Consider the following 23,509-nt stretch of genomic DNA (forward strand, 5'->3'; position numbering starts at 1 on the left):
TCGCCGTTCTGGGAACGTTGTTTTCAACGATCGCCGCGATTATTGTTTTTGCGTTGATCTATAACGCCACCCGGATCGCCTCCAAGGAGGAGCTCGCGCCGATTATTGCGGGCGACCGGGCGGATGTTCTTTCCGATGCCATTTCAGATCGGCTGCCACTGGAGCAGGAACTCAGGCAGACGGTGGCGCACGCGCCGAGCCACACCTTCTATGCCCTGCTCGATGCACGCGGAAAGGTGTTGTTCGCCAATATCACCATGCCACCCGAGCCTACGGAATGGAGCACGATCACCCGGCTGACCGATCCACAAATGCCGCAGGGGGTGCAGCGGATCGACGGGATTGGCCGCGATCTGCCAAATGGTGGATTTTTGTTCATTGGCGAGGATGCCAGCGTCTTCGCGGCATTGAATAAGCGGGTCGCCGTCATTTTCGCGGTCGTGTTCAGCGCCCTGATCGGAATTGGCCTGTTGGCGAGCCTGCTGATCGCCGGGCATAGTCTGAAGCGCGTCCAGGCGATCAGCGATGCCAGCGTGGATATCATGACCGGCGATTTATCCCGGCGCATCGAAGCCTACGGCATTGACGATGAGTTGGATGTGCTCACCGAAGAGCTGAACCGCATGCTTGAGACGATCGAGCATCTGGTTGAAAATGCCCGCCAGGTGACAAATGATATCGCGCATGATCTGCGCTCGCCCCTGGTCCGGTTGCATGAATGGATCAAGCATCTATTGAAGCTCGATGCGGTTCGGAAAGACCCTGTTTTATCCTCGGGCCTTGAGGCGGCGCTGTCCCAGACAACGCTTATCATCTCGGTGTTCGTTTCGCTATTGCGCCTCGCGGAGGTGGAGGCTGGCTCCTTGCAGGGCGGCTTCACAGCATTGGATTTGAGCGCGCTGGTGACGAATATCTGCGACGAATTCAGTGCCGTCGCCATCGATGCCGGCCAGACTCTGCGCTGCGCGGCGGAGGAAAATTTATGCATCAGCGGCGATTCCGCCTTGCTGACGCAACTGATCGTCAATCTGGTCGAAAATGCCATCCGCTATGGTCCCGCGGGGGGATCATCAATGTCACCCTGTCGTCGGATAAAAAAAGCTTGTTTCGCCTGGAGATCGCGGATCAGGGGCCAGGCATTCCGGAAGAGGATAGAGACCGCGTATTTCGCCGGTTTGTGCGACTCGATCAAAGCCGGAACACGCCCGGCCACGGGCTGGGTTTGCCCCTGGTCCGGGCGATCGCAAAATTGCACGGTGCTCAGATTACCCTGCTGGATAACCACCCAGGACTTATCGTACGGGTCGAGTTCCGGGGGTAGAGCGAGACGGGTTTACACCCCCCCTCGCTCTATTCATGTTTTGGCGAGCAATTTCATGCGTTTAAGGTGACGCAGGCGCGTTAACCTAAACGCCGATTCCTTAACGGAATGCCCTTTACGATACACGGCCGCATCATGCGCAAGCGGCGCCGCCTATCCGGCGAGTGACAAGGCGGCGGTGCGCAGATCCGCCTCGATGACGGTGGCGGTGCGCATATAATGTGCCTGTAGTAACGAAACCGCCTGCTCCTGGTTATGGTCCAGCACGGCCTGCAAGATCGCGTCATGCTCGGCGCTGACCTTGCGCACCCGGAACACCTTGCGGATGGAGATCGTCCGGTAGCGATAGAGCCGGTCGGCCAGCTGCATGCAGAAGCCGATCAAGGGCCGCGAGGCGCAGTTTTCGATCAGCCGATCGTGAAACGCCCGGTGCAGCACCTCCCAGGCCGGATTATCCTCGAATTGCTCGGGGTTGAGCGAGCGCGGTGTGCGGGCGAGGCGGTGATGCGCCACCAACAGCGCTTCCTCCCAGGCCGGGGTGGCGTTCTGCATCGACTCGCGCAGCGCCAGCCCTTCCACCCAGCAGCGCGTGCGGGTCAGCTCGTTCAACTCCTCCAGACTGATCGGCGTCACCGAAAAGCCGCGTTGCTCGCGGCCGATCACCAGCTCCTCGATGACCAGCCGGTTCAGCGCCTCGCGCAGCGGGGTCTGCCCGGTGCCGTACTGGTCCATCAGGAAGCGCAAGGAGAGTTTTTGCCCCGGCTCAAGCCGCGCGGCCAGAATATCATTCTTCAGCCGCTCATAGATGCTGGTGGCCAGCGTCGTGGCGTTGTCGGGGGGCTCTTTGGCTGGGTCAATCATGCTGTTGTTTATACACAAAGGTCTCAAACAAAAAAATTTATAAATTATTTGCGCGGAAGATTGTTTTGTGTATTTTGTCGGGCGAATGAATGAGGGGGAAATGGCAAAAGCCTGGTCAATCAAAGCCTGTGGCTGCGCGGGGGTGGATGTGCATTGCCATGTCGTGCCCGCCAGCTTTCCGGCCGCGCCGGCGGGGGCGCAGGCCGGCTGGCCCAGCCTGCGCCAGGATGGCTGCGGCCACGGCACGGTGATCATCGACGCCAAGCCCTATCGCACCGTCTCCGCCGCGTGCTGGGAGGCGCGCCGCCGGCTTGAGGATATGGACCGCATGGGCATCGCCGTGCAGGCGCTCTCGCCGATGCCGGAGCTGTTCAGCTATTGGCTCCCGGCCCAGGCCGGGGCGGCGCTGACCCGCCATGTCAATGATATGATCGCGGCGCTGCTTGGCGAAGGGCAGGGGCGCTTTGTCGGGCTGGCGGCGGTGCCCTTGCCGGATCTCGATCTGGCGGTCGAGGAGCTGCGCCGGATCATGGCCATTCCCGGGTTTCGCGGCGTCGAGATCGGCAGCAATATCAACGAAACGCCGATCGGCGATCCACGGCTGCGGCCCTTCTTCACCGAGGCCGCGCGGCTGGGGGCGGCGGTGTTCGTGCATGCGGTGCGCCCGGCGGGCATGGCCCGGCTGGTGGGCCCCGCGCCCTTGCAGCAGGTGCTCGGCTATCCCACGGATGTCGGGCTGGCCCTGGCGTCCGCGATCACCGGCGGCCTGGTCCGGGACTGCCCGGATCTGCGGCTGGGTTTCAGCCATGGCGGCGGCAGCTTCGCCGCGCTGCTGCCGCGGCTGCGGCGTGGCTATGAGGTGTTTCCGGCCCTGCGCGAGGCGCTGGAGGAATGCCCGTCCATCACCGCGCGCCGGCTTTACGTGGATTCCCTGGTGTTCGAGCCGGACTGGCTATCCCGGCTGGTCACGTTGTTCGGGGCCGAGCGGGTCATGCTCGGTACCGATTATCCGTTCAATTTCAGCGAGGCGGCGCCGTGCGATCAGGTCAACGCCGCATGTCCCGACGCGGATGTGCGCCAGCGCCTGATTCAGCGCAACGCGCTCGCTTTCCTGGCCATCGATGAGGTGCAAGATGCCGCCTGATTACCCCGTCGCCGCGCTCCGCAGCGTCGCACTTTCCACACCGGATCTGGAGACGGCCCGCGCCTTCTATACCCAAACCTGGCAGCTGGAGCTGGTGGCGCAGGCGCCCGGCCGCGCCTATCTGGCCGCCAGCGGCGATGATGCCTATGTGCTGGAACTGCGCGCCGGCGCGCGTGCGTCCTTGGATGTCGTCAGCTTCCGGGTGCGCGCCGTGGCGGATCTGCCCCGGCTGTACGAGGCTTGCGTGCAAGCCGGCTGCACCATCCTGCAACCGCCCGGACCGGACCATGGCCCAGCCGGCGGCACCCATTTCATCGTCCGCGAACCGCAAGGCTGCACGCTGGAATTTCTGCATGGCGATGCGCGCCGCGAAGGCGCCATCCGCCCCAACCGGCCGCTGCGCCTGGCGCATGTGAACATCAACAGCGCCGCGATCGAGGATTTGTCGCGCTTCTGGCAGGAGGTTCTGGGCTTTCGCCTGACCGACCGCTCCCAGGCCATGGCCTTCCTCAGCTGCAACAGCGACCACCACGCCATCGTGCTCGCGCAGGCGCCGGTGAACGGGCTCAACCATGTCGCCTTCCTGCTGCCGGATCTGGAATCGGTGATGCGCGGTGCCGGGCATGTGGTCGATCATGGCTGTGGCATCGGCTGGGGGCCGGGGCGGCACGGGCCGGGCGATAATGTCTTCGCCTATTTCGTCGGGCCGGATGATGTCGTGGTCGAATACACCGCCGAGGTGCTGCAGGTGGATGAGAGCTACCGCTTCCGGGGCCCGCAGGACTGGGTCTGGCCGCCCGGCCGTACCGATCATTGGGGCGTCGCCCCGCCCAAGACCGCCGCCTGCAAGGCCGCGCAACTCGCCATCGGCTTCGCCGATGCGCCTGGAATTAACGAGACAAAGGTGAAGTCGTGACCTACGCAGATGAGCTCTTCGATGTTGTGATTGCCGGCTTCGGCCCTCCGGGGCGACGGCGGCCGGGCTGCTGGGGGCGCATGGCTTTCGCGTGCTGGTGGTCGAACGGCAGACGGAGGTTTATGACAAGCCCCGCGCGATCGCGCTCGATCATGAAATTTTCAGGCATTTCGACAATATGGGGGTGGCGGACGCGGTGCGGCCTTATGTCGCGCCCTTCACCGCCTCGCAGCATTTCGGCGCGCAAGGCCAGTTGATCCGCACCATCGACATGGTGCAGCCGCCTTATCCGCTGGGCTACACGCCCAGCATGGTCTTCACCCAGCCGCCGGTGGAGGCGGCGCTGCGCGCGCATGCGGCGGGTTTCGCCAATGTCAGCATCGTCACCGGCGCGGAGCTGATCGGCTTCGAGGAGCGCGGCGAAGAGATCCTTGCCACGCTGCGCGCGGAAGACGGCATGCAGCGCCAGATCCGCGGCAAATTCCTGCTCGGCTGCGATGGCGCCTCCAGTACCGTGCGCCAGCTGGCCGATATGGCGCTGCGCGACCTGATTTTCGATGAGCCCTGGCTGGTGGTGGATATACGCTGCGGCGACGCGGCGCTGGCCAAGCTGCCGCAATGCTCGGCGCAGTTCTGCGACCCGGCGCGGCCGACCACCTACATCATCGGGCCGGGCAATCACCGGCGCTGGGAGATCATGCTGCTGCCGGGCGAAAACCCGCGCGAGATGGCGGCGCCGGAGCAGGTCTGGCGGCTGCTGGCCGGCTTCATGGCGCCCAGCGAGGGCGAGCTGTGGCGCGCCGCCGCTTACCGCTTCCATGCGCTGGTGGCGCAAAGCTGGCGGCGCGGGCGCGTGCTCATCGCCGGGGATGCCGCGCACCAGCAACCGCCTTTCATCGGCCAGGGCATGTGCCAGGGGCTGCGCGATGTCACCAATCTGGTTTGGAAGCTGGAGCGCGTGCTGCGCGGGCAATCGCCGCTGGCGCTGCTCGACAGCTATGAGGCGGAGCGGCGCCTTCATGTCGAGACATTGACCGGCAAGATCAAGGCGATCGGCCAGATGATCTGCGAGCGCGACCCGGCGCGGGCGGCGGCGCGCGATGAAGATTTGCTGGCGCAGGGCGGCGGCGTCCCGCCGCATGTCACGCGCCAGGATATTGTGCCGCCGCTGGAGACCGGGCTGCTCGCGCCGCCGGGCAACCCAGGGCGCGGGCTGTTGTTCGTGCAGCCGCTGATCCGCCAGGCGGGCGGCGCCGCGCTGCTCGACAGGCTGACCGGCACCGGCTGGCGGCTGATCCTGGATGGCCGCGTGCTGCGGGTGCCGGATCTTGCCGCCCTGCTGACGCCGGCGGACGAGATCGGCCTGTACGCCATCGCCCCGGCGGGGCGGCGCTGCCGGACGCGCTTGAGGAACAGGACGGCGTCATGGCCGCCTGGTTCGACCGCCATCAGGCCCAGGCCGTGCTGGTGCGTCCCGATCATTACGTCTTTGGCACGGCCGCGAACGCCCAGGCGCTGCCGGCGCTGCTCGCCACCTGCCGGGCGCAGCTCGCCTGCGCCGAACCCATCCACCAGGAAGTGAAACATGAAGCTTGCCACAGTTGAAATCGCCAATGCCCCGCATTGGGGCGTGATCGAGGGAGAGATGTTCCTCGATGTCGGCAGCGTCCTGCGGGCGCGTTATGCCGACCTCAAATCCGCCATCGCCGGCGGGCTGGACGGGGTGGCGCAAGCCCGCGCCCAGGCGCAGGCCACGAAGCTGGAGGCGCTGCGCTTCCTGCCGGTGATCCCCAACCCGGACAAGATTCTTTGCGTCGGCCTGAACTATGAGATGCACCGCCAGGAGACCGGGCGGCCGGAGGTTGCGCATCCCACCATCTTCGCCCGCTTCGCCAACAGCCAGATCGGCCATATGGCGCCGATCCTGCGGCCGAAACTCTCCAATGATCTCGATTACGAGGGCGAGCTCGCCGTCATCATCGGCACGCCCGGCCGCTATATTCCCCGTGCCGCGGCGATGGCGCATATCGCCGGCTATGCCTGCTATAATGATGGCAGCGTGCGCGATTTCCAGCGCCATACGATGCAGTTCACCCCGGGCAAGAATTTTCCCGATACCGGCGCCTTCGGCCCGTGGATGATGACCCCCGATGAGCTGGGGCCGCTGGCGGCGCTGCGCCTGCAGACGCGCCTCAACGGCGAGGTGGTGCAGGAGGCGCGGATTGAGCAGATGATCTTCGATATCGCCACGCAGATCGAATATTGCTCGCAATTCACCCGGCTTGAGGCGGGCGACGTGATCGTCAGCGGCACGCCGGGCGGTGTCGGCGCCAAGCGCAACCCGCCACTCTGGATGAAGCCCGGCGATGTCGTCGAGGTCGAGATCGACCGGCTCGGCATCCTGCGCAATCCGGTCGCGCAGGAGGTTTGATGATCTAGCCGCCGCGCCAGCAAACCGCCAGCGCGGCGGCACGTCCAAAAATAATGGGGAGACTAAAAATGAATGGTCCAAGCGAGGCCGGGCAAATGCCGGCAATCCCGACGCGCGCCTATCTGATCGTGGCGCTGCTGTTCGTGTTTCAGACGCTGAACTTCTTCGACAAGCTGGCCTTCGGCGTCTCGGGCGTGCCGATGATGCATGAATTCAGCCTCACCCCCAAGCAGTTCGGCTTGATCGGCGCGGCGTTCTTTCTATTTTTCGCGGTTGGCGGCACGGTGATCGGCTCGGTCTTCGTCGGGCGCTACCGGTCGAAATATATATTGCTGGCCCTCGCGGGGATCTGGACGGCGAGCCAGCTGCCGGTCGCCTTCACCCACTCCCTGCCAATCATCATCGCCTGCCGGTTGCTGCTGGGCATTGGCGAGGGCGCTGCGTTGGCCACGGCGATGACCGCCGCCTATGAATGGTTCCCGGACCATCGCCGCAACCTTCCCTCCGCCTTCATTCTGCAAGGCATCAGCGCCGGCTTTCTCATCGGCGGGCCGCTGCTCAGCTGGTTTGTCGTGCATGCCGGCTGGCGCTCCTGCTTCCTGGTGTGCGGGGTGCTGAGCCTGGTCTGGATGGTGCTGTTCGCGCTGATCGGGCGCGAGGGCCCGCTGGCCGGCCAGCACGCCGCGCCGGTGGCGCATGAAACCCCGTTGCCGTTTCGCCTGCTCTGGCTGGACCGCACGGTCATCGGCGTCATGCTCATCGCCTTTTTCGGCTATTGGGTCATCGGCATGGCCGCGGTCTGGCTGCCGCCTTTCCTGCGGCTGGGGCTGGGCTATGCGCCGCTGAAGGCCGGCTGGATCATCTCCGCCATCTACGTGATCCAGTCTCCGGTGCTCATCCTCGGCTCCTGGCTGACGCAGACGATGCGCCAGCGCGGCTGGAGTGCCCGCATCTGCCTGGGCTGGAGTTCGGGCCTCGCCATGCTGGTGAGTGGCGCCGCCTTGCTCGTGGCGGTGCAAAGCCCCGCCGGTGTGATGCAGACCTGCTTCCTGGCCATCGCCTTTTCCGTGCCGAGCCTGACGACGATTTTCGGGCCGGTGATCCTCGCCGCGATCGCGCCGTCCCGTCAGCGCGCCCGGCTGGTGGTGGTGATCATCTCCGCCACCTCCATCTCCGCGTTCTTTTCCACCTTCATCAATGGCTGGATCATCGGCGCCTACCCGGGCAATGCGCCGCTGGGCTTTGCCATCGCCTTCGGGCTGGGCGGGGTGATTCTGCTCGCCGGCGGGCTGGCCAGCTTCCTGCTGCTGTTTCCCGAAGCCAGTGCGGCGCGCTTCGCCGCCTATCGGCAGGCCCGCGATACCGGCGCCGTGTTTGAGCCTTCCTCATTCGCCCGCGCCAAGCCCTGATCCAACGAATATCTCAAATCCAACATAACAAGGGAGGTTTCCAATGAAGACAGGATTTCGTTTCTTGCTGGCCGGCATTGGCCTGGCCGCGATGTCGCTGCCCGCCGAGGCAGCGATGGTCGGCAGCAATCCGGAATATCCGGTGGGCAATACGCTCGGCCAGCCGACGGGCCTGCTGCCGCCGCCTGGCGTGTATCTCACCTTCAAGCCGAGCTACACCCAGTCCCGCCCGGTGAACGGGGACGGCCATTTCACCGGTGCCCATGCCAATATCTGGGGCGCCACCGGCTCGTTCGCCTACATTCCCGACATCCGGATCTTCGGCGCCCGCTATGGCATGTTCATCCGCTCGATCGGCTGGCTGAATGTCAGCCTCACCACCCCGCGGGCCGCCGGCGGCAAGACCTTCAACCGCACCGGCCTGGTCGATACCGAGTTCACGCCGCTGTCCTTGAGCTGGGATCTCGGCCATCATGTCTTCTTCGATGCCGATTTCGGCTTCTACCCGCCCAACGGCCAGTACAGCGACACGGCCAAGGTAAATACCGGGCAGAATCACTGGACGATCGAGCCGGACATGTCCGTCAGCTGGCTGCCCGCCCCCTACCAGTTCACGGTGCACGCGACGCTGGACAAGAATTTCGAGAACAGCGCCACGCATTACACCAATGGCACGACGATGGATTGGGACTTCACCGCGATGCGCGGCTTCGGCCCCTGGTCGATCGGGCCGGTCTCGTATTTTTACAAGCAGATCACAGCGGATTCCGGCCCCGCGGCGCTCAATGGCGGGTCCCCGGAATCCTTCGCGCTGGGGGCGGATGTCGCCTATCAGGGCAAGGGCTACAAGATGAACATGTTCTTCACCCATGACGTCTATGCCCGCAATGTCGGCGAGGCCGGCAAGGTCGTGCTGACATTGAGCGTGCCGCTGATGTAGCCCCCTTGGCGCATCGGGCCCAACGCCCGATGCGCCAAACCCAAGCCGCGCGGCAGCGCGCCCTAAGTTTTTTGGTTTTGGCAGGCAACTTTCTGATCCTGACTGAGTCCGGTCAGGGTCATCTTGCTCTCGGGCCGGCGGATTTGCGAAACCGCGCGGTTCAACCAGGCGAAATCGGCGCTCTCCTTAGAGCATCAAGTTTTTAGCTTGACGCTCTAAATTTTGTTTTAGCGAGCCATGCCATGTGTCTAGGCTTTGCCACCGCGCCGCCGCCAGGCCTTCCTCGAATTAACAAATCATCCAGATTGAGACAGGATTTTTCCGCGACGTGCGGCTGCCCCTGGTGCCAGGCGGTCAGCCGCACCATGTGAGCTTCACCTCTCTGACGCGGCGCGCCGGCGGCAGAGCAGCCCCTGTGTTTGCCCATCAAAAGAGATCCATGCCCGAGACTTTGTCCCTGCTCCGGTTTCTGCTGGAGGCACAACCTGGCAGCGTTGCCTTGCTCAGCGTCACCGCGACCTTCGGCGGCGGCGCGCGGGCGGTTGGCGCGCAGATGGCGGTGCGGGCGGATGGCGCGGCCTTCGGCACGCTCTCCGGCGGTTGTGTCGAGGCGGCGATCATCGGCGAGGCGCGGCGGGTGATCGCAAGCGGCCGGCCAGAGAGCATTCGCATCGGCCAGGGCTCGCGGATGATGGATCTGCGCCTGCCCTGCGGCGGCGGGATGGATGTTCTGATCACGCCGCTGGCGGATTTCGCCCCGCTGCGTCAGGCCCACGCGGCCTTGCAGGCCCGCCAGGAGGTCACGCTCCGCCTCGCCCCCGAAGGCGGCCTGGCTCTCATCGAAGGCGATGCCGGCACCGGCTGGGCGGGGCCAGCGTTCCAGGTGGCGCTGCGCCCGGCCTTGCGGCTGGTCATTGCCGGGCAGGGGGCGGAGGCGCTGGCGCTGGCACGGCTGGGGGCGGCTTTCGGGGCCGGGCTCTGCCTGCTCAGCCCGCGCCAGGAGATGCTCGACGCCGCCGCGGCGCTGGGGGCGGAGGTCCTGCTCTGGACGGATCGCCGCCACCCGCCCGCGCTGCGGGCGGATCGGCACAGCGCCATCGTGCTGCTGTTTCACGACCATGAATGGGAGGCGGGGCTGTTACAGGCGGCCCTGGCCAGCGACGCGTTTTACATTGGCGCCATGGGCAGCCGCGCCACCCAGGCGCGCCGGCTGCAAGGGCTGGCGGCGCAGGGCGTGGCGCCCGCCGCGCTGGCGCGGCTCACCGGGCCGATCGGGCTGATCCCGGCGGTGCGCGAGCCTGAGCTGCTCGCCCTCTCCGCTTTGGGCGAGATCGCCGCGCGCCACCAGGCGGCCTGCGCGGTGTCTGCCCCGTCCCTGCTGGCGGCGGCGTCATGATCGGCGACGACAAATTCGACATTTCAAGACGCGCTGTGCTGCTCGGCGGCGGCGCGCTGGCGGGGGCCGGTCCGGTCCGGGCCGCAACCAGAAAGGAGACGGACATGCAGGATAGCCCAACGATGATGGAGGTGAGCTTTTCCGTGAACGGCGAAGCGCGCCGTTTGCGGCTGGATACACGCACCAGCCTGCTGGATGCGCTGCGTGAGCATCTGCAGCTCACCGGCAGCAAGAAAGGCTGCGATCACGGCCAATGCGGCGCCTGCACGGTGCTGGTGCAAGGCCGGCGGATCAATTCATGCCTCAGCCTGGCGGTGATGCATGAAGGCGACGAGATCACCACCATCGAAGGTCTGGGCCAGCCGGGTGAGCTGCACCCGATGCAGGCGGCCTTTCTGCATCATGACGGGTTTCAGTGCGGCTATTGCACGCCAGGGCAGATCTGCTCGGCGGTGGCCGTGCTGGCGGAGCTGCAGGCGGGCATTCCCAGCCATGTCAGCCCCAGCCTGACAGAGGCGCCGACCCTGTCCGAAGCTGAGCTGCGCGAGCGGATGAGCGGCAATATCTGCCGCTGCGGCGCCTATTCCAACATCATGGAGGCGATGCGCGAGATCGCCGGAGAGCCGGCATGAAGGCCTTCACCTATAGCCGCGCCAGCAGCCCGGCGGAAGCGGCAGCCGAGGCGGCGGCCACGCCGAATGCGAAATTCATCGCCGGCGGCACCAATCTTCTGGATCTGATGAAATTGCAGATCGAAACCCCGGCGCATCTGATCGACGTCAACGGGCTCGGGCTGGACAGCATCGAGCCGACGCCAGAGGGCGGCTTGCGCATCGGTGCGCTGGTGCGCAACACGGATCTGGCGGCGGATGCGCGGGTGCGGCGCGATTATGCGCTGCTCTCCCGCGCCTTGCTCGCCGGCGCTTCCGGGCAGTTGCGCAACAAGGCGACGACGGCGGGAAATCTGCTGCAGCGCACACGCTGCGTGTATTTTTACGATCCGCGCCAGCCCTGCAACAAGCGCGCGCCCGGCAGCGGCTGCGCGGCCATGGGCGGGGTGGCGCGCCAGCTCGGGCTGGTCGGCACCAGCGAATCCTGCATCGCCACCCATCCGAGCGACATGGCGGTGGCGATGATGGCGCTGGATGCGGTGGTCGAGACGATTGGCGCGGATGGCGCCAGCCGGCGTATCGCCTTGCAGGATTTCTACCGGCTGCCGGGTGAGACGCCGCAGATCGAGCATGATCTGCGCCCCGGCGAGCTGATCCAGGCGGTGATCCTGCCGCCGCCTCTGGGCGGGGCGCAGATCTACCGCAAGGTGCGGGACCGTGCCTCCTACGCCTTTGCCTTGGTATCGGTGGCGGCGGTGATCCAGCCGGATGGCAGCGGGCGCCTGGCCGCCGGCGGCATCGCCCCGCGCCCCTGGCGGGTGGAGGCGGCGGATGCGGCGCTGCCGCAAGGCGGCGCAGAGGTCTCTGCCGCCTTGCTGGAGGGGGCGCGGCCCCGTCCGGACAATGCCTTCAAACAGCCCCTTCTGGCCCGGACCATCACCGCCGCGCTGGCGCAGGCGCGGGAGATGCAGGGGAAGGAGATGATGTCATGAAATTCGACGCCCCCGCCACAACCAACCCGATCGACCGGCAGTGTTTCATCGGCCAGCCGCTGGACCGCATCGAGGGCCAGCTGAAAGTCACCGGCAGCGCGCCTTACGCCTATGAGCGTCACGGCGTCGTGCCCGATCAGGCCTATGGCTATATCATCGGCGCCGGCATCGCCAAGGGCCGCATCAAGGCGATGGATCTGGACGCCGCGCGCGCCGCCCCCGGCGTGCTGGGCATCGTCACCTCTGCCAATGCCGGCAAGCTCGGCAAGGGCAAGCGCAATACCGCGCGGCTGCTCGGCGGCCCGGAGATCGAGCATTACGACCAGGCCATCGCCATCGTGGTGGCGGAGAGTTTCGAGATGGCGCGCGCCGCGGCGCTGCTGATCCGCCCGGATTATGAGGCGCAGCCGGGCCAGTTCGATTTGGCGGCGGCGCAGGAGCGCGCCGTCAAACCTGAATCCGGTGATCCCGACAGCGCATTCGGCGATTTCGCGCGTGACTATGCGCAGGCCCCGGTGACGCTGGATGAGACCTACACCACCCCCGACCAGTCGCACGCGATGATGGAGCCGCATGCCAGCATCGCCGCCTGGAAGGATGGCGCGGTGACGATCTGGACCTCGAACCAGATGATCGCCTGGGGCAAGGCGGATGTGGCGGAAACGCTGGGGCTGCCGCCGGAGAAGGTGCGGCTCGATTCGCCTTATGTCGGCGGCGGCTTCGGCGGCAAATTATTCCTGCGCGCGGATTGCATCCTGGCGGCGCTGGCGGCGCGGGAGGTCGGCCGGCCGGTGAAGGTGGCGCTGACCCGCCCGATGATCTTCAACAACACCACCCACCGCCCGGCGACGCGCCAGCGCATCCGCCTGGGCGCCGCGCCGGATGGCAGGCTGCTGGCGATCGCGCATGAAAGCTGGTCCGGCAATCTGCCGGACGGCGCCACCGAGACCGCCGTGCATCAGACCCGGCTGCTCTACGCCGCCCCAGGGCGGCTCACCCGCACCCGGCTGGCGCGGCTGGATCTGCCCGAGGGCAATGCCATGCGCGCCCCCGGCGAGGCCTCCGGGCTGATGGCGCTGGAGGTGGCGATGGACGAGATGGCGGAACGGCTGGGCATGGACCCGGTGCAGTTCCGGATCCTCAACGACACCCAGCTCGACCCGGAAAACCCTGAGCGGCCGTTTTCGCAGCGCCATCTGGTCGAGTGCCTGAAGCGCGGCGCGCAGCGTTTCGGCTGGGCGCAACGTCAGGCCAAGCCCGGCCAGCGCCGGGAGGGCGGCGCCTTCATCGGGCTCGGTGTCGCCGCCGGCATCCGCAATAATCTGCTGACCAAATCCGCCGCCCGGGTGCGGCTGACCCGCGATTGCCGGCTGATCGTCGAGACCGACATGACCGATATCGGCACCGGCAGCTACACCATCATCGCCCAGACCGCCGCCGAGATGCTGGGCGTGCCGATGGCGCAGGTGGAGGTGCGGCTGGGGGATTCCGACTCCCCCGTCTCCGCCGGCTCCGGCGGGCAATGGGGGCGAACAACGCGACCTCTGGCGTATACGCCGCCTGCGTTGCGTTGCGCCAGCAGATCGTCGCGCGGCTGGGGGTGAATGACGCGGATGCGGTGTTCGCCGATGGCGCGGTGCAGTCGGGCGGCCATCGCGTCGCCCTGGCCGACGCCGCCCGGCAGGGCGAGCTGGTGGCCGAGGATGGCATCGAATATGGCGATCTGGCGGAGCGCTACCAGCAATCCACCTTCGCCGCGCATTTCGCCGAGGTGTCGGTGGATGCGGCGACGGCGGAAATCCGGGTGCGGCGGATGCTGGCGGTCTGCGATGCCGGGCGCATCCTCAACCCCAAATCCGCCCGCAGCCAGGTGATCGGCGCGATGACCATGGGGGTTGGCGCGGCGCTAATGGAGGAGCTGGCGGTCGACCATCAGCGCGGCTATTTCGCCAACCATGACCTTGCCGGCTATGAGGTTCCGGTACATGCGGATATTCCGCATCAGGAGGTGGTATTCCTGGACGAGCCTGATCCGATCTCCTCGCCGATGAAGGCCAAGGGGGTGGGCGAGCTGGGGCTGTGCGGCGCCGCCGCGGCGGTGGCCAATGCTGTGTATAACGCCACCGGGGTTCGGGTGCGCGACTATCCGGTGACGCTGGACAAGCTGCTGGCCGCCATGCCGGCCTGAAACTTAGCAGTTTGCTGAAAAACCCCGAAACTTGGTTTTATTTTTTCTGATTTAGCTTTGGGGCCTGGATTTTGGTTCAAGTGATTGAAGTTTCTTGCCGGTTTCTGGACTTTTTTCGTCCAGCGGACAGACTCGTCCCTTATATTGCCACCATTTTTGGAATGCGTACCAGATTATAGGCGATCAGGTTGAGCATGAAGGTGCCGGCGACCCGCGCAACGCCGCGCAGCTTGGTCTTGCGCATCGTGCCGTGCTGCTTGCCCCAGCCGAATATGCACTCGATCATCGCCCGGCGGGTCTGCGACATCGCATAACCGGGATGGCGCGTGGTGCGTCCGTCAATCGCGCTGCGGCGGTGCCTGCCGGTTTTGGTCTCACCGTTGTTTTGTGTGACATGCGGTGTCACGCCGGCGTCGCGCAGATTGGCGACATGATCGGCGGTATCGTAAGCCTTGTCTTCGCCTACGGTGATCCGCCCGGCGGCCGACTTGGCTTTGGCTTTCAACATCGCTTCCGAGGCTTCACGCTCAGCCGTGCCTGTGGCCTGGGTCACTCGGCCACCCACCGCCAAGCCGTGCCGGTTGTCCATCAGCGCGTGCCCCATATACGAAAGCTTTGCCTCCCGCCCAGCGGCCTTGCGGTACAGCCGGCTTTCCGGGTCGGTGGTGCTGGCATGGGTATCGTTCTTACGCTTCTGACCGTGGAAATCCGAACCATCATCGTCGCTGCCATCCTTCGGCCGGAAGCTCTTCTGCGACGCCCACGCCTCGATCAGCGTGCCGTCCACCGAGAAATGCTCATCCGATAGTAGCGGCGTCACCCGCGGGTGGTTCAGCAGCCGGCTCATGAATTTCTGGAATATATCGCCGTTCTGCAGGCGCTCGCGGTTCTTGCTAAACGTGGTCGGGTTCCAGACCGGATCATCCGGGGATAAGCCCACAAACCAGCGGTACAGGAGATTATAATCCAGTTGCTCCATCAACTGCCGTTCCGAGCGAATCCCGTACAGCACCTGGATCAGCAGCGCGCTCAGCAATTGTTCAGGCGGCACCGAGGGCCGGCCTTCCCTGGAATACAGCCAGGCAAAGCTGCGGCTCATCTCATGCAGAACATCCCGCACCAAAGCACGGATCGCTCGCAACGGATGGGTCGCCGGAACCCGTGTTTCTGGTGAAACATACGAAAACATCCCGCCCTGATCTCGAAAAGAACCCGCACCCCACGCCTCACAAAACCTGCCAGCCAAAGTGAATCACATCATAATCCCGGCCGCCAGGAGTTTTTCAGCAAACTGTTAGAGCAATATGTGTTTAGCAGTTTGCTGAAAAACCCCGAAACTTGGTTTTATTTTTTCTGATTTAGCTTTGGGGCCTGGATTTTGGTTCAAGTGATTGAAGTTTCTTGCCGGTTTCTGGACTTTTTTCGTCCAGCGGACAGACTCGTCCCTTATATTGCCACCATTTTTGGAATGCGTACCAGATTATAGGCGATCAGGTTGAGCATGAAGGTGCCGGCGACCCGCGCAACGCCGCGCAGCTTGGTCTTGCGCATCGTGCCGTGCTGCTTGCCCCAGCCGAATATGCACTCGATCATCGCCCGGCGGGTCTGCGACATCGCATAACCGGGATGGCGCGTGGTGCGTCCGTCAATCGCGCTGCGGCGGTGCCTGCCGGTTTTGGTCTCACCGTTGTTTTGTGTGACATGCGGTGTCACGCCGGCGTCGCGCAGATTGGCGACATGATCGGCGGTATCGTAAGCCTTGTCTTCGCCTACGGTGATCCGCCCGGCGGCCGACTTGGCTTTGGCTTTCAACATCGCTTCCGAGGCTTCACGCTCAGCCGTGCCTGTGGCCTGGGTCACTCGGCCACCCACCGCCAAGCCGTGCCGGTTGTCCATCAGCGCGTGCCCCATATACGAAAGCTTTGCCTCCCGCCCAGCGGCCTTGCGGTACAGCCGGCTTTCCGGGTCGGTGGTGCTGGCATGGGTATCGTTCTTACGCTTCTGACCGTGGAAATCCGAACCATCATCGTCGCTGCCATCCTTCGGCCGGAAGCTCTTCTGCGACGCCCACGCCTCGATCAGCGTGCCGTCCACCGAGAAATGCTCATCCGATAGTAGCGGCGTCACCCGCGGGTGGTTCAGCAGCCGGCTCATGAATTTCTGGAATATATCGCCGTTCTGCAGGCGCTCGCGGTTCTTGCTAAACGTGGTCGGGTTCCAGACCGGATCATCCGGGGATAAGCCCACAAACCAGCGGTACAGGAGATTATAATCCAGTTGCTCCATCAACTGCCGTTCCGAGCGAATCCCGTACAGCACCTGGATCAGCAGCGCGCTCAGCAATTGTTCAGGCGGCACCGAGGGCCGGCCTTCCCTGGAATACAGCCAGGCAAAGCTGCGGCTCATCTCATGCAGAACATCCCGCACCAAAGCACGGATCGCTCGCAACGGATGGGTCGCCGGAACCCGTGTTTCTGGTGAAACATACGAAAACATCCCGCCCTGATCTCGAAAAGAACCCCGCACCCCACGCCTCACAAAACCTGCCAGCCAAAGTGAATCACATCATAATCCCGGCCGCCAGGAGTTTTTCAGCAAACTGCTAGGTTGACGCGGGAGCATCAAGATAAACACATGAAATTGCGCGCTAAAACAAAACCTAGAGCATCAAGCTAAAAGCTTGATGCTTTAAGCGGGAATGATCCGGGCGAAGCGCGCCGTGCCGGCGGGCGACGCGCTGGGTTGGGTTTGCGCCGGCGCCGGGGCTTGCCCGGCCTGCAGGCGCAGCGCGCTCTGCGCGTCCCCGCCCAGCATCGCCTGCATGCAGGTCACGCAGAGTTCGGTTTTCGCATCCGCCAGCGCGTAGAAAATCTGCGTGCCCTGGCGCCGGGTGCGCACCAGCTCCTTGCGGCGCAGCTCCGCCAGCTGCTGGCTCAAGGCCGGCTGGCCGATGGCGGTGGCGGCGTCAATCTCGCTGACCGTGCGCTCGCCCTCCAGCAGCAGCGACAGGATCATCAGACGCTGCGGCTGCGCATAAACCTTCAGCAGATCAGCCGCCGCTTCGGCCCGGGCGCGGTCCTGATGCAACGGGCTCATCCTCTCACCTTATGGCAGAACCAGTCCGGCCCGGCCTCGATGCCGGCCAGCGAGGCGGCGGGCGGGGCCAGCAGCGCCTCGCCGGGGCGCCAGCCTTCCGGCGCCATCGCCTTGTCGTCATGCGTCGCCTGCAGCGCGGCGAGCAGGCGCAGCGTCTCCTCCACCGAGCGGCCGACATTATGCGGATACCAGGTCATCGCCCGGATGATGCCGTTCGGGTCGATGAAATAGCTGGCGCGCACGCTGGCGCTGTCCGGCGTGGTCTCGTCCAGCATGCCATAGGCGCGGCCGACCGCCATGCTCGGATCCTCGACCAGCGGGAAGGGCACGGTGACGCCAAACGCCTCCTGGATCGCCCGCAACCAAGCCAGGTGGGAGAACAAACTATCCACCGAAAGCCCGAGCAGGGCGCAGTTCATCGCCGCGAAGCGGTCGGCGGCCTTGGCTAACCCCACGAATTCGGTGGTGCAGACCGGGGTGAAATCCGCCGGATGCGAGAAGAACAGCAGCCAGCGTTTGCGAAAGCCGGAGAGCCTGACCTCGCCCTGGGTGGTGCGGGCGACGAAATCCGGGCGGGATCGCCGAGCCGCAACGGGCGGGGGCGGCTTGCAGGGGGTGTCATTCATCGATCATCAGCCTCATCCTGCCAGATTGCCGCAAGTTTCACTTGACACAAGGTCAGTTTCATAATTACGTATTTAACGTAAGTTATAATTAAAGGCAATCCAAATGTCAGACCCTGCCTTCGATCGCGCCTGCGCCTTGATCGCCGCCCACCCGGCCGGATCGGTGCCGGTGAAGGCGTTTTTCGACGAGCCCACCTTCACGGTGAGCTATGTGGTGCATGACCCGGCGACCAGGCGTGCCGCGATCATCGACAGCGTGCTGGATTACGACCCCGCCGCCGGGCGCACCTCCTTTGCCTCGGCGGACGCCATCATCGCCTATGTCCAGGCGGAAGGGCTCAGCGTCGAATGGCTGCTGGAAACCCACGCCCATGCGGATCATCTCTCCGCCGCGCCCTATCTGCAGGGCAAGCTCGGCGGCAAGCTCGCCATCGGCGCCGAGATCGTCGCGGTGCAGACTATTTTCGGCAAGTTATTCAATGCCGGCACGGAATTTCAGCGCGACGGCTCGGATTTCGACCAGCTGTTCAAGGATGGCGACAGCTTCAGGATCGGCGGGCTGGAGGCGATGGTGCTGCATGTGCCCGGCCACACCCCGGCGGATCTGGCCTATGTGATCGGCGATGCGATCTTCTGCGGCGATACCTTGTTCATGCCCGATTACGGCACCGCCCGCGCCGATTTTCCCGGTGGCGATGCGCGCCAGCTTTTCCGCTCCATCCGCCGGCTGCTGGCGCTGCCCGAGCGGACCCGTGTATTCCTCTGCCATGACTACAAGGCGCCGGGGCGCGACGCCTATGCCTGGGAGACCAGCGTGGGTGCCGAGCGGGTCGGTAACATCCATGTGCGCGACGGGATTTCCGAGGATGAGTTCGTGAAAATGCGCGAGGCGCGGGACGCGACGCTGGCGATGCCGCGGCTGATCCTGCCCTCGGTGCAGGTGAATATGCGTGGCGGGCATCTGCCGCCGCCGGAAGAGAACGGCGTACGCTATCTCAAAATCCCGCTGGATTCCGTGTGATGCCGCAGGTCTGGCTGTTTGGCCTGCTGGGCGGGCTGATGATCGGCGGCGCGGCTGCGTTGATGCTGCTGGGGCTGGGGCGGATCGCCGGGGTGAGCGGGCTGAGCGCCCGCGCGGTGGGGCTGGCTGATGCCGGCGCGTCCGCCGGGTGGCCTGGGCCTTCATTCTCGGCCTGCCGCTGGGGGCGTTGGCGCTGAGCGCGGTGTTCGGAGCGCCGGTTTTGCGCTTTCCCTCAGCCGGGGCGCTGCTGGTGGCCGGGCTGGTGGTCGGGTTTGGCACCAGGCTGGGCTCGGGCTGCACCAGCGGGCATGGGGTGTGCGGCATGTCGCGCCTCTCCCTGCGCTCCCTCGCCGCGACATTTTGTTTCATGGGCAGCGGTATCGTCACCGTGGCGGTCATGCGTCTGGTGGGGTTGTCATGAGGCAGATCTCTCTCGCCCTGTTCGCCGGGCTGCTGTTCGGCGCCGGGCTGGCGCTCTCGGGCATGTGCGATCCGGCCAAGGTGCGCGGCTTCCTGGATATTTTCGGCGCCTGGAACCCGACTCTGGCTTTCGTGATGGGCGGCGCCTTGCTGCCGATGGCGCTGGCCTGGCGGGTGCAGCGCAAATTGCGCGCGCCGCTGGCAGCCCCTGCCTTCAGCCTGCCCGGCACTTCCGGGCTGGATGCGAAGCTGCTGGGCGGCGCCGCCTTGTTCGGCATTGGCTGGGGCATTGCCGGGCTTTGCCCGGGCCGGGCCTGGCGGATCTCGCTTTCGCCCCGGCGCGGGCTGGCCTGTTCGTGCTGGCGATGGTCGCGGGCATGGGAATTTTCAAACTGACCATGAACCGGCGGGCCAACATGCCGGGCAGCAAGGGGCGTTGAGACGATGGAGATCAGGCCGGTTACTGCGGATTTTTCCGTAACCCCGCAGCTGCAGCCGCAAGAGCTGCAAGCGGTGGCGGATCAGGGCTTCAAAACCGTCATCTGCACCCGCCCGGATGGCGAGGATGCCAACCAGCCCAGCGCCGCCGAGATCGAGGCGGCCTGCGCCCAGGCCGGGCTCGGCTTCGCGTTTGTGCCGGTGGCCTCGCGCGCGGTCGGCGCCGAGGATGTCGGCAAGATGGCGCGGGCCCTGGCCAGCCTGCCTGGGCCGGTGCTGGGCTATTGCCGCTCCGGCGCGCGGGCGGAGACGCTCTATCTCGCCGTCTCCCGGCAGCAGGCCGCCCCCAGCCCGTGCAGCGCCAAGATTTATGATGTCGTCATCGTCGGCGGCGGCTCCGGCGGCATCGCCACCGCCGCCAGCCTGCTGAAGCGCAAAAGCGGCCTCTCCATCGCCGTCATCGAGCCGATGGATGTGCATTATTACCAGCCGGGCTGGACGCTGGTGGGCGCAGGCGTGTTCCAGCCCCAGGCCACCTGCCGGCCGATGGCGCAGGTGATGCCCAAAGCCGTGCAATGGCTGCGCGCCAGCGTCTCCGGCTTCGCGCCGGAGGAGAACCGGGTGATCCTCGGCGATGGCAGCGATGTCGCTTATCGCACGCTGGTCGTCTCTCCCGGGCTGCGCCTGGCCTGGGAGCAGATCCCCGGCCTGCAGGAGGCGCTGGGCTGCAATGGTGTCACCTCGAATTACCGGTTCGACCTGGCGCCCTACACCAACCGGCTCTCGGCCGAGCTGAAATCCGGCCGGGCGCTGTTCACCCAGCCGCCAATGCCGATCAAATGCGCCGGGGCGCCGCAGAAGGCGATGTATCTGAGCTGCGATCGCTGGCTGAAGGCCGGGCATCTCTCCGGCATCCAGGTGGAATTCCACAATGCCGGAGCGGTGCTGTTCGGTGTGCCCGCCTATGTGCCGGCGCTGATGAGCTATGTGCAGCGCTACGGCATCGAATTGAATTTCGAAAGCAGGCTGGTGGCGGTGGATGGGGGCGCGCGCCTGGCCCGGTTCGAGCGCAAGACGCCGGACGGGGTGGAGACCATCGAGCGTGAATTCGACATGCTGCATGCCGTCCCCCCGCAAGTGGCGCCGGATTGCGTGCGCAGCAGCAAGCTGGCGGGGCCGAGCGGTTTCGTCGCGGTGAATGAGGCGACGCTGCAGCATCCGGATTTCCCCAACGTGTTTGCGCTGGGTGATGGCTGCGCCGCGCCGAATGCCAAAACCGCCGCGGCGGTGCGCCAGCAGGCGCCGGTGGTGGCGGTGAATGTACTGGCCCAGCTCGCCGGCAAGCCAATGGCGGGCGCCTATCTCGGCTATGGCAGCTGCCCGCTGACGGTGGAGCGCGGGCGCATCGTGCTGGCCGAGTTCAGCTATGGCGGCAAGGTGACGCCGACCTTCCCGCGCTGGGTGGTGGACGGCACCAGGCCCACCCGCGCCGCCTGGTTCCTGAAGGACCGCATTTTGCCGACGCTGTATTGGCACGACATGCTGAAGGGAAGGGAATGGCTGGCCGCCCCCAAGCCGCTCAGCGCCGTGCAGAACTGAGGGGGCGGGGCGATGTCACTCGATATGCTGCAATATGCGTTGGGGGCGGGCAGTGGCGGCGTGGTCGGCTTCACGCTCGGGCTGGTCGGCGGCGGCGGCTCGATTCTGGCGGTGCCGTTGATGGTCTATCTGGTCGGCGTGCCGAACGCGCATGTGGCGATCGGCACCAGCGCCCTGGCGGTGGCGGCGAATGCGCTCACCGGCCTGGCCAACCATGCCCGCGCCCAGACGGTGAAATGGCGCTGCGGCGGTATGTATGCGGTGGCGGGGATCGCCGGGGCGTTTGCCGGCTCCTCGCTGGGCAAGGCGATCGATGGGCAGAAGCTGCTCTTCCTGTTCGCGCTGCTGATGGTGCTAATCGGCATCGTGATGCTGCGCGGCCGCCACGACCAGGGCATTCCCGGCGCCCAATGCAACCGCGAGAACGCGCCGAAGGTGCTGGGCTTCGGCCTGGGCACCGGCGTGTTTTCAGGGTTTTTCGGTATTGGCGGCGGGTTTCTCATCGTCCCCGGGCTGGTTGCCTCCACCCATATGCCGATGCTCAATGCCGTCGGCACCTCGCTGGTGGCGGTGGCGGCCTTCGGGCTGACCACGGCGGTGAATTACGCCGCCTCCGGCATGGTGGATTGGGGGCTGGCGATCATCTTCATCCTCGGCGGGATTCTGGGCGGCTTCGCCGGGGCGAAGGCGGCCCGGCGGCTCGCCGGCAATCGCGGCCAGCTCACCAGCGTCTTCGCCGGGCTGATCTTCGTCGTCGCCGCCTATATGCTCTGGCGCAGCGGTGCGACGCTGCTGAAGATGGTCTGAGGCTGGCCGCTTCCCCTGGCCGGGGCTCCACGGGTAAACAGCCTTATGCAAGACGCTTATGAGACGATGATCCGTTCCATCGCCGCGGAGCTGGCGCGCGGGCTGGCGCCGTTCAGCGCGGATGAGGATTTCACCGACCACGTCACCCGCGCGGTGGAGGCGCATTTGCGGACCCATCCCCCCGACGCGGCGATGATCGCCTTCGCCCAGGCCCATGACCAGCACGGCCGCGCCGGCGCGGCGGCCATCGCCGCGGCGATCGAGATCGGGATTTTAACCACGATCTGAGGGCGGCCGCGCCGGACGCGCGGCGCCTTGCGATGCAAAAGGCCATGGGAATAGTTAAGCCATGTCCTCTTTTGCGCCGTTGGACGCGTTCATCGCCCGGCATCCGCGTCTGTTCATCATCACCGGGGCGGGCTGCAGCACGAATTCCGGCATCCCGGATTACCGGGACCGCGATGGGCGGTGGAAGCGCCCGCCGCCGGTGACCTACCAGGCCTTCATGGGCAGCGCGCTGGTGCGCCAGCGTTACTGGGCCCGCAGCCTGATCGGCTGGCGCAGCTTCGGCCAGGCCTTGCCCAACGAGGCGCATCGCGCCTTGGCCCGGCTGGAGGCGCAGGGCAGGGTGACGCAGCTCGTCACCCAGAATGTCGACCGGCTGCATCAGGCCGCCGGCAGCCGCAATGTGATCGATCTGCACGGGCGGCTGGACCGGGTGCGCTGCATGGGCTGCGCGCGGCTCTGGAAACGCGCCGCGCTGCAAAGCGAGCTGGAGCGGCTGAACCCGGCCTGGGCGCGGCTGGACGCCGCCCAGGCCCCGGATGGCGATGCCGCGCTGGAAGGCGCGCCCTTTGCCAGCTTCCTTGTGCCGCCCTGCCCGGACTGCGGCGGCATCCTGAAGCCGGATGTGGTGTTTTACGGCGAAACCGTGCCGGCGAACCGGGTGCAGGCGGCACTCACCCATCTCGCCCAGGCGGATGCGATGCTGATTATCGGCTCCACCCTCATGGTCTATTCCGGCTTTCGCTTCGCCCTGGCGGCATCGCGGGCGGGCAAGCCGATCGCCGCGGTGAATCTCGGCCACACAAGGGCGGATGCGCTGCTGAGCTTCAAGCTGGACGCGCCGTGCGAGCAGGCCCTTGCCGCCGCCTTGCCGCCGCAACAGCTGTCCGTAGCCAGAGCGTAAAGATTATTGACAGAGGCGCTGACGCCCGACTAATTAAACCAAAGTGATTTAATTAGTCGAGGACCCAAGCCCCACCCCTGCTTTTTTGCCGGCCTTGTCATCCA

General features: G+C 65.6%; 25 protein-coding genes and 1 pseudogene. 21 read left to right on the forward strand and 5 right to left on the reverse strand.

From position 1 onward, the window contains the following. Window positions 1–311: 311 nt before the first annotated feature. Together GT370_RS21100 and GT370_RS21105 are read left to right on the forward strand one after the other, a co-directional pair. Window positions 312–629, forward strand: a pseudogene (locus tag GT370_RS21100) (HAMP domain-containing protein); the annotation flags it as partial. Window positions 630–982: 353 nt separating this feature from the next. Next, window positions 983–1,321, forward strand: coding sequence for an ATP-binding protein (locus GT370_RS21105; protein ID WP_442865522.1), 339 nt, complete (start codon window positions 983–985; stop codon window positions 1,319–1,321). 153 nt (window positions 1,322–1,474) lie between these two features. Here the strand turns inward: GT370_RS21105 and GT370_RS00755 are convergent, their stop codons facing one another. Continuing rightward, window positions 1,475–2,182 carry a GntR family transcriptional regulator gene (locus GT370_RS00755; RefSeq protein WP_008493735.1) on the reverse strand — a complete coding sequence of 236 codons (708 nt, stop codon included), beginning with the start codon at window positions 2,180–2,182 and terminating at the stop codon, window positions 1,475–1,477. A gap of 100 nt (window positions 2,183–2,282) precedes the next feature. On the opposite strand from GT370_RS00755, the gene GT370_RS00760 reads away from it, so the two are divergent. The 11 genes from GT370_RS00760 (at window position 2,283) to GT370_RS00810 (ending at window position 14,209) form a co-directional block, all read left to right on the forward strand. After that, window positions 2,283–3,326 carry an amidohydrolase family protein gene (locus GT370_RS00760; RefSeq protein WP_008493734.1) on the forward strand — a complete coding sequence of 348 codons (1,044 nt, stop codon included), beginning with the start codon at window positions 2,283–2,285 and terminating at the stop codon, window positions 3,324–3,326. After that, on the forward strand, window positions 3,316–4,242 hold the full coding sequence (locus tag GT370_RS00765; protein WP_008493733.1) for a VOC family protein: 927 nt from the start codon (window positions 3,316–3,318) through the stop codon (window positions 4,240–4,242). The genes GT370_RS00760 and GT370_RS00765 overlap by 11 nt, the downstream gene beginning before the upstream one ends. 91 nt (window positions 4,243–4,333) lie before the next feature. Continuing rightward, entirely contained in the window at window positions 4,334–5,824 is a 1,491-nt protein-coding gene (locus GT370_RS00770) for a bifunctional 3-(3-hydroxy-phenyl)propionate/3-hydroxycinnamic acid hydroxylase (protein WP_270183735.1), read from the forward strand. 3 nt (window positions 5,825–5,827) lie between these two features. After that, window positions 5,828–6,673 carry a fumarylacetoacetate hydrolase family protein gene (locus GT370_RS00775; RefSeq protein ID WP_008493731.1) on the forward strand — a complete coding sequence of 282 codons (846 nt, stop codon included), beginning with the start codon at window positions 5,828–5,830 and terminating at the stop codon, window positions 6,671–6,673. A gap of 68 nt (window positions 6,674–6,741) precedes the next feature. Beyond that, on the forward strand, window positions 6,742–8,082 hold the full coding sequence (locus GT370_RS00780) for an MFS transporter (RefSeq protein WP_008493730.1): 1,341 nt from the start codon (window positions 6,742–6,744) through the stop codon (window positions 8,080–8,082). A 43-nt stretch (window positions 8,083–8,125) separates the two neighbouring features. Next, the gene (locus GT370_RS00785) at window positions 8,126–9,022 is read left to right on the forward strand and encodes a SphA family protein (RefSeq protein ID WP_008493729.1); all 897 of its coding nucleotides are present in this window, start codon (window positions 8,126–8,128) and stop codon (window positions 9,020–9,022) included. 439 nt (window positions 9,023–9,461) lie between these two features. Beyond that, window positions 9,462–10,418, forward strand: a complete 957-nt coding sequence (locus GT370_RS00790; protein WP_270183736.1) for an XdhC family protein — start codon at window positions 9,462–9,464, stop codon at window positions 10,416–10,418. After that, a complete protein-coding gene (paoA, locus tag GT370_RS00795) occupies window positions 10,415–11,050 on the forward strand; it encodes an aldehyde dehydrogenase iron-sulfur subunit PaoA (RefSeq protein ID WP_008493727.1) in 636 nt (211 codons plus the stop codon). Before GT370_RS00790 ends, paoA begins: the two co-directional genes overlap by 4 nt. Next, the gene (locus GT370_RS00800) at window positions 11,047–12,021 is read left to right on the forward strand and encodes an FAD binding domain-containing protein (RefSeq protein ID WP_270183737.1); all 975 of its coding nucleotides are present in this window, start codon (window positions 11,047–11,049) and stop codon (window positions 12,019–12,021) included. Before paoA ends, GT370_RS00800 begins: the two co-directional genes overlap by 4 nt. Then, entirely contained in the window at window positions 12,018–13,625 is a 1,608-nt protein-coding gene (locus tag GT370_RS00805) for a xanthine dehydrogenase family protein molybdopterin-binding subunit (RefSeq protein ID WP_270183738.1), read from the forward strand. Before GT370_RS00800 ends, GT370_RS00805 begins: the two co-directional genes overlap by 4 nt. Continuing rightward, the gene (locus tag GT370_RS00810; protein WP_270183739.1) at window positions 13,592–14,209 is read left to right on the forward strand and encodes a molybdopterin cofactor-binding domain-containing protein; all 618 of its coding nucleotides are present in this window, start codon (window positions 13,592–13,594) and stop codon (window positions 14,207–14,209) included. The genes GT370_RS00805 and GT370_RS00810 overlap by 34 nt, the downstream gene beginning before the upstream one ends. A gap of 139 nt (window positions 14,210–14,348) precedes the next feature. Here the strand turns inward: GT370_RS00810 and GT370_RS00815 are convergent, their stop codons facing one another. The 4 genes from GT370_RS00815 to GT370_RS00830 all read right to left on the reverse strand — a co-directional run bounded on the left by GT370_RS00815 (window position 14,349) and on the right by GT370_RS00830 (window position 17,931). Next, on the reverse strand, window positions 14,349–15,398 hold the full coding sequence (locus GT370_RS00815) for an IS5 family transposase (protein ID WP_039885813.1): 1,050 nt from the start codon (window positions 15,396–15,398) through the stop codon (window positions 14,349–14,351). Between the two features lie 257 nt (window positions 15,399–15,655). Further along, window positions 15,656–16,735, reverse strand: a complete 1,080-nt coding sequence (locus GT370_RS00820; RefSeq protein ID WP_083878918.1) for an IS5 family transposase — start codon at window positions 16,733–16,735, stop codon at window positions 15,656–15,658. Between the two features lie 162 nt (window positions 16,736–16,897). Next, window positions 16,898–17,305, reverse strand: a complete 408-nt coding sequence (locus GT370_RS00825; RefSeq protein WP_039884789.1) for an ArsR/SmtB family transcription factor — start codon at window positions 17,303–17,305, stop codon at window positions 16,898–16,900. Next, window positions 17,302–17,931 carry a peroxiredoxin gene (locus GT370_RS00830; RefSeq protein WP_270183740.1) on the reverse strand — a complete coding sequence of 210 codons (630 nt, stop codon included), beginning with the start codon at window positions 17,929–17,931 and terminating at the stop codon, window positions 17,302–17,304. The genes GT370_RS00825 and GT370_RS00830 overlap by 4 nt, the downstream gene beginning before the upstream one ends. A gap of 103 nt (window positions 17,932–18,034) precedes the next feature. Here GT370_RS00830 and GT370_RS00835 point away from each other — a divergent pair, with 103 nt between their 5' ends. The 8 genes from GT370_RS00835 to GT370_RS00870 all read left to right on the forward strand — a co-directional run bounded on the left by GT370_RS00835 (window position 18,035) and on the right by GT370_RS00870 (window position 23,405). Beyond that, window positions 18,035–18,952, forward strand: a complete 918-nt coding sequence (locus GT370_RS00835) for an MBL fold metallo-hydrolase (RefSeq protein ID WP_008493719.1) — start codon at window positions 18,035–18,037, stop codon at window positions 18,950–18,952. Beyond that, entirely contained in the window at window positions 18,952–19,149 is a 198-nt protein-coding gene (locus tag GT370_RS21110; RefSeq protein WP_270183741.1) for a hypothetical protein, read from the forward strand. The genes GT370_RS00835 and GT370_RS21110 overlap by 1 nt, the downstream gene beginning before the upstream one ends. Next, a complete protein-coding gene (locus GT370_RS21115) occupies window positions 19,101–19,373 on the forward strand; it encodes a YeeE/YedE family protein (protein WP_270183742.1) in 273 nt (90 codons plus the stop codon). Before GT370_RS21110 ends, GT370_RS21115 begins: the two co-directional genes overlap by 49 nt. Further along, entirely contained in the window at window positions 19,370–19,768 is a 399-nt protein-coding gene (locus GT370_RS00850; RefSeq protein WP_270183743.1) for a DUF6691 family protein, read from the forward strand. The genes GT370_RS21115 and GT370_RS00850 overlap by 4 nt, the downstream gene beginning before the upstream one ends. A 48-nt stretch (window positions 19,769–19,816) precedes the next feature. Continuing rightward, window positions 19,817–21,409 carry a bifunctional protein tyrosine phosphatase family protein/NAD(P)/FAD-dependent oxidoreductase gene (locus tag GT370_RS00855; protein ID WP_008493716.1) on the forward strand — a complete coding sequence of 531 codons (1,593 nt, stop codon included), beginning with the start codon at window positions 19,817–19,819 and terminating at the stop codon, window positions 21,407–21,409. Window positions 21,410–21,421: 12 nt separating this feature from the next. After that, window positions 21,422–22,216, forward strand: a complete 795-nt coding sequence (locus tag GT370_RS00860; RefSeq protein ID WP_008493715.1) for a sulfite exporter TauE/SafE family protein — start codon at window positions 21,422–21,424, stop codon at window positions 22,214–22,216. 45 nt (window positions 22,217–22,261) lie between these two features. After that, the gene (locus tag GT370_RS00865; RefSeq protein ID WP_008493713.1) at window positions 22,262–22,504 is read left to right on the forward strand and encodes a hypothetical protein; all 243 of its coding nucleotides are present in this window, start codon (window positions 22,262–22,264) and stop codon (window positions 22,502–22,504) included. 61 nt (window positions 22,505–22,565) lie between these two features. Further along, the gene (locus GT370_RS00870; RefSeq protein ID WP_008493712.1) at window positions 22,566–23,405 is read left to right on the forward strand and encodes an NAD-dependent protein deacetylase; all 840 of its coding nucleotides are present in this window, start codon (window positions 22,566–22,568) and stop codon (window positions 23,403–23,405) included. Window positions 23,406–23,509 lie beyond the last annotated feature (104 nt).

Source organism: Acidocella sp. MX-AZ03, from assembly GCF_027626035.1.
In the GTDB taxonomy this organism is placed as follows: domain Bacteria; phylum Pseudomonadota; class Alphaproteobacteria; order Acetobacterales; family Acetobacteraceae; genus Acidocella; species Acidocella facilis.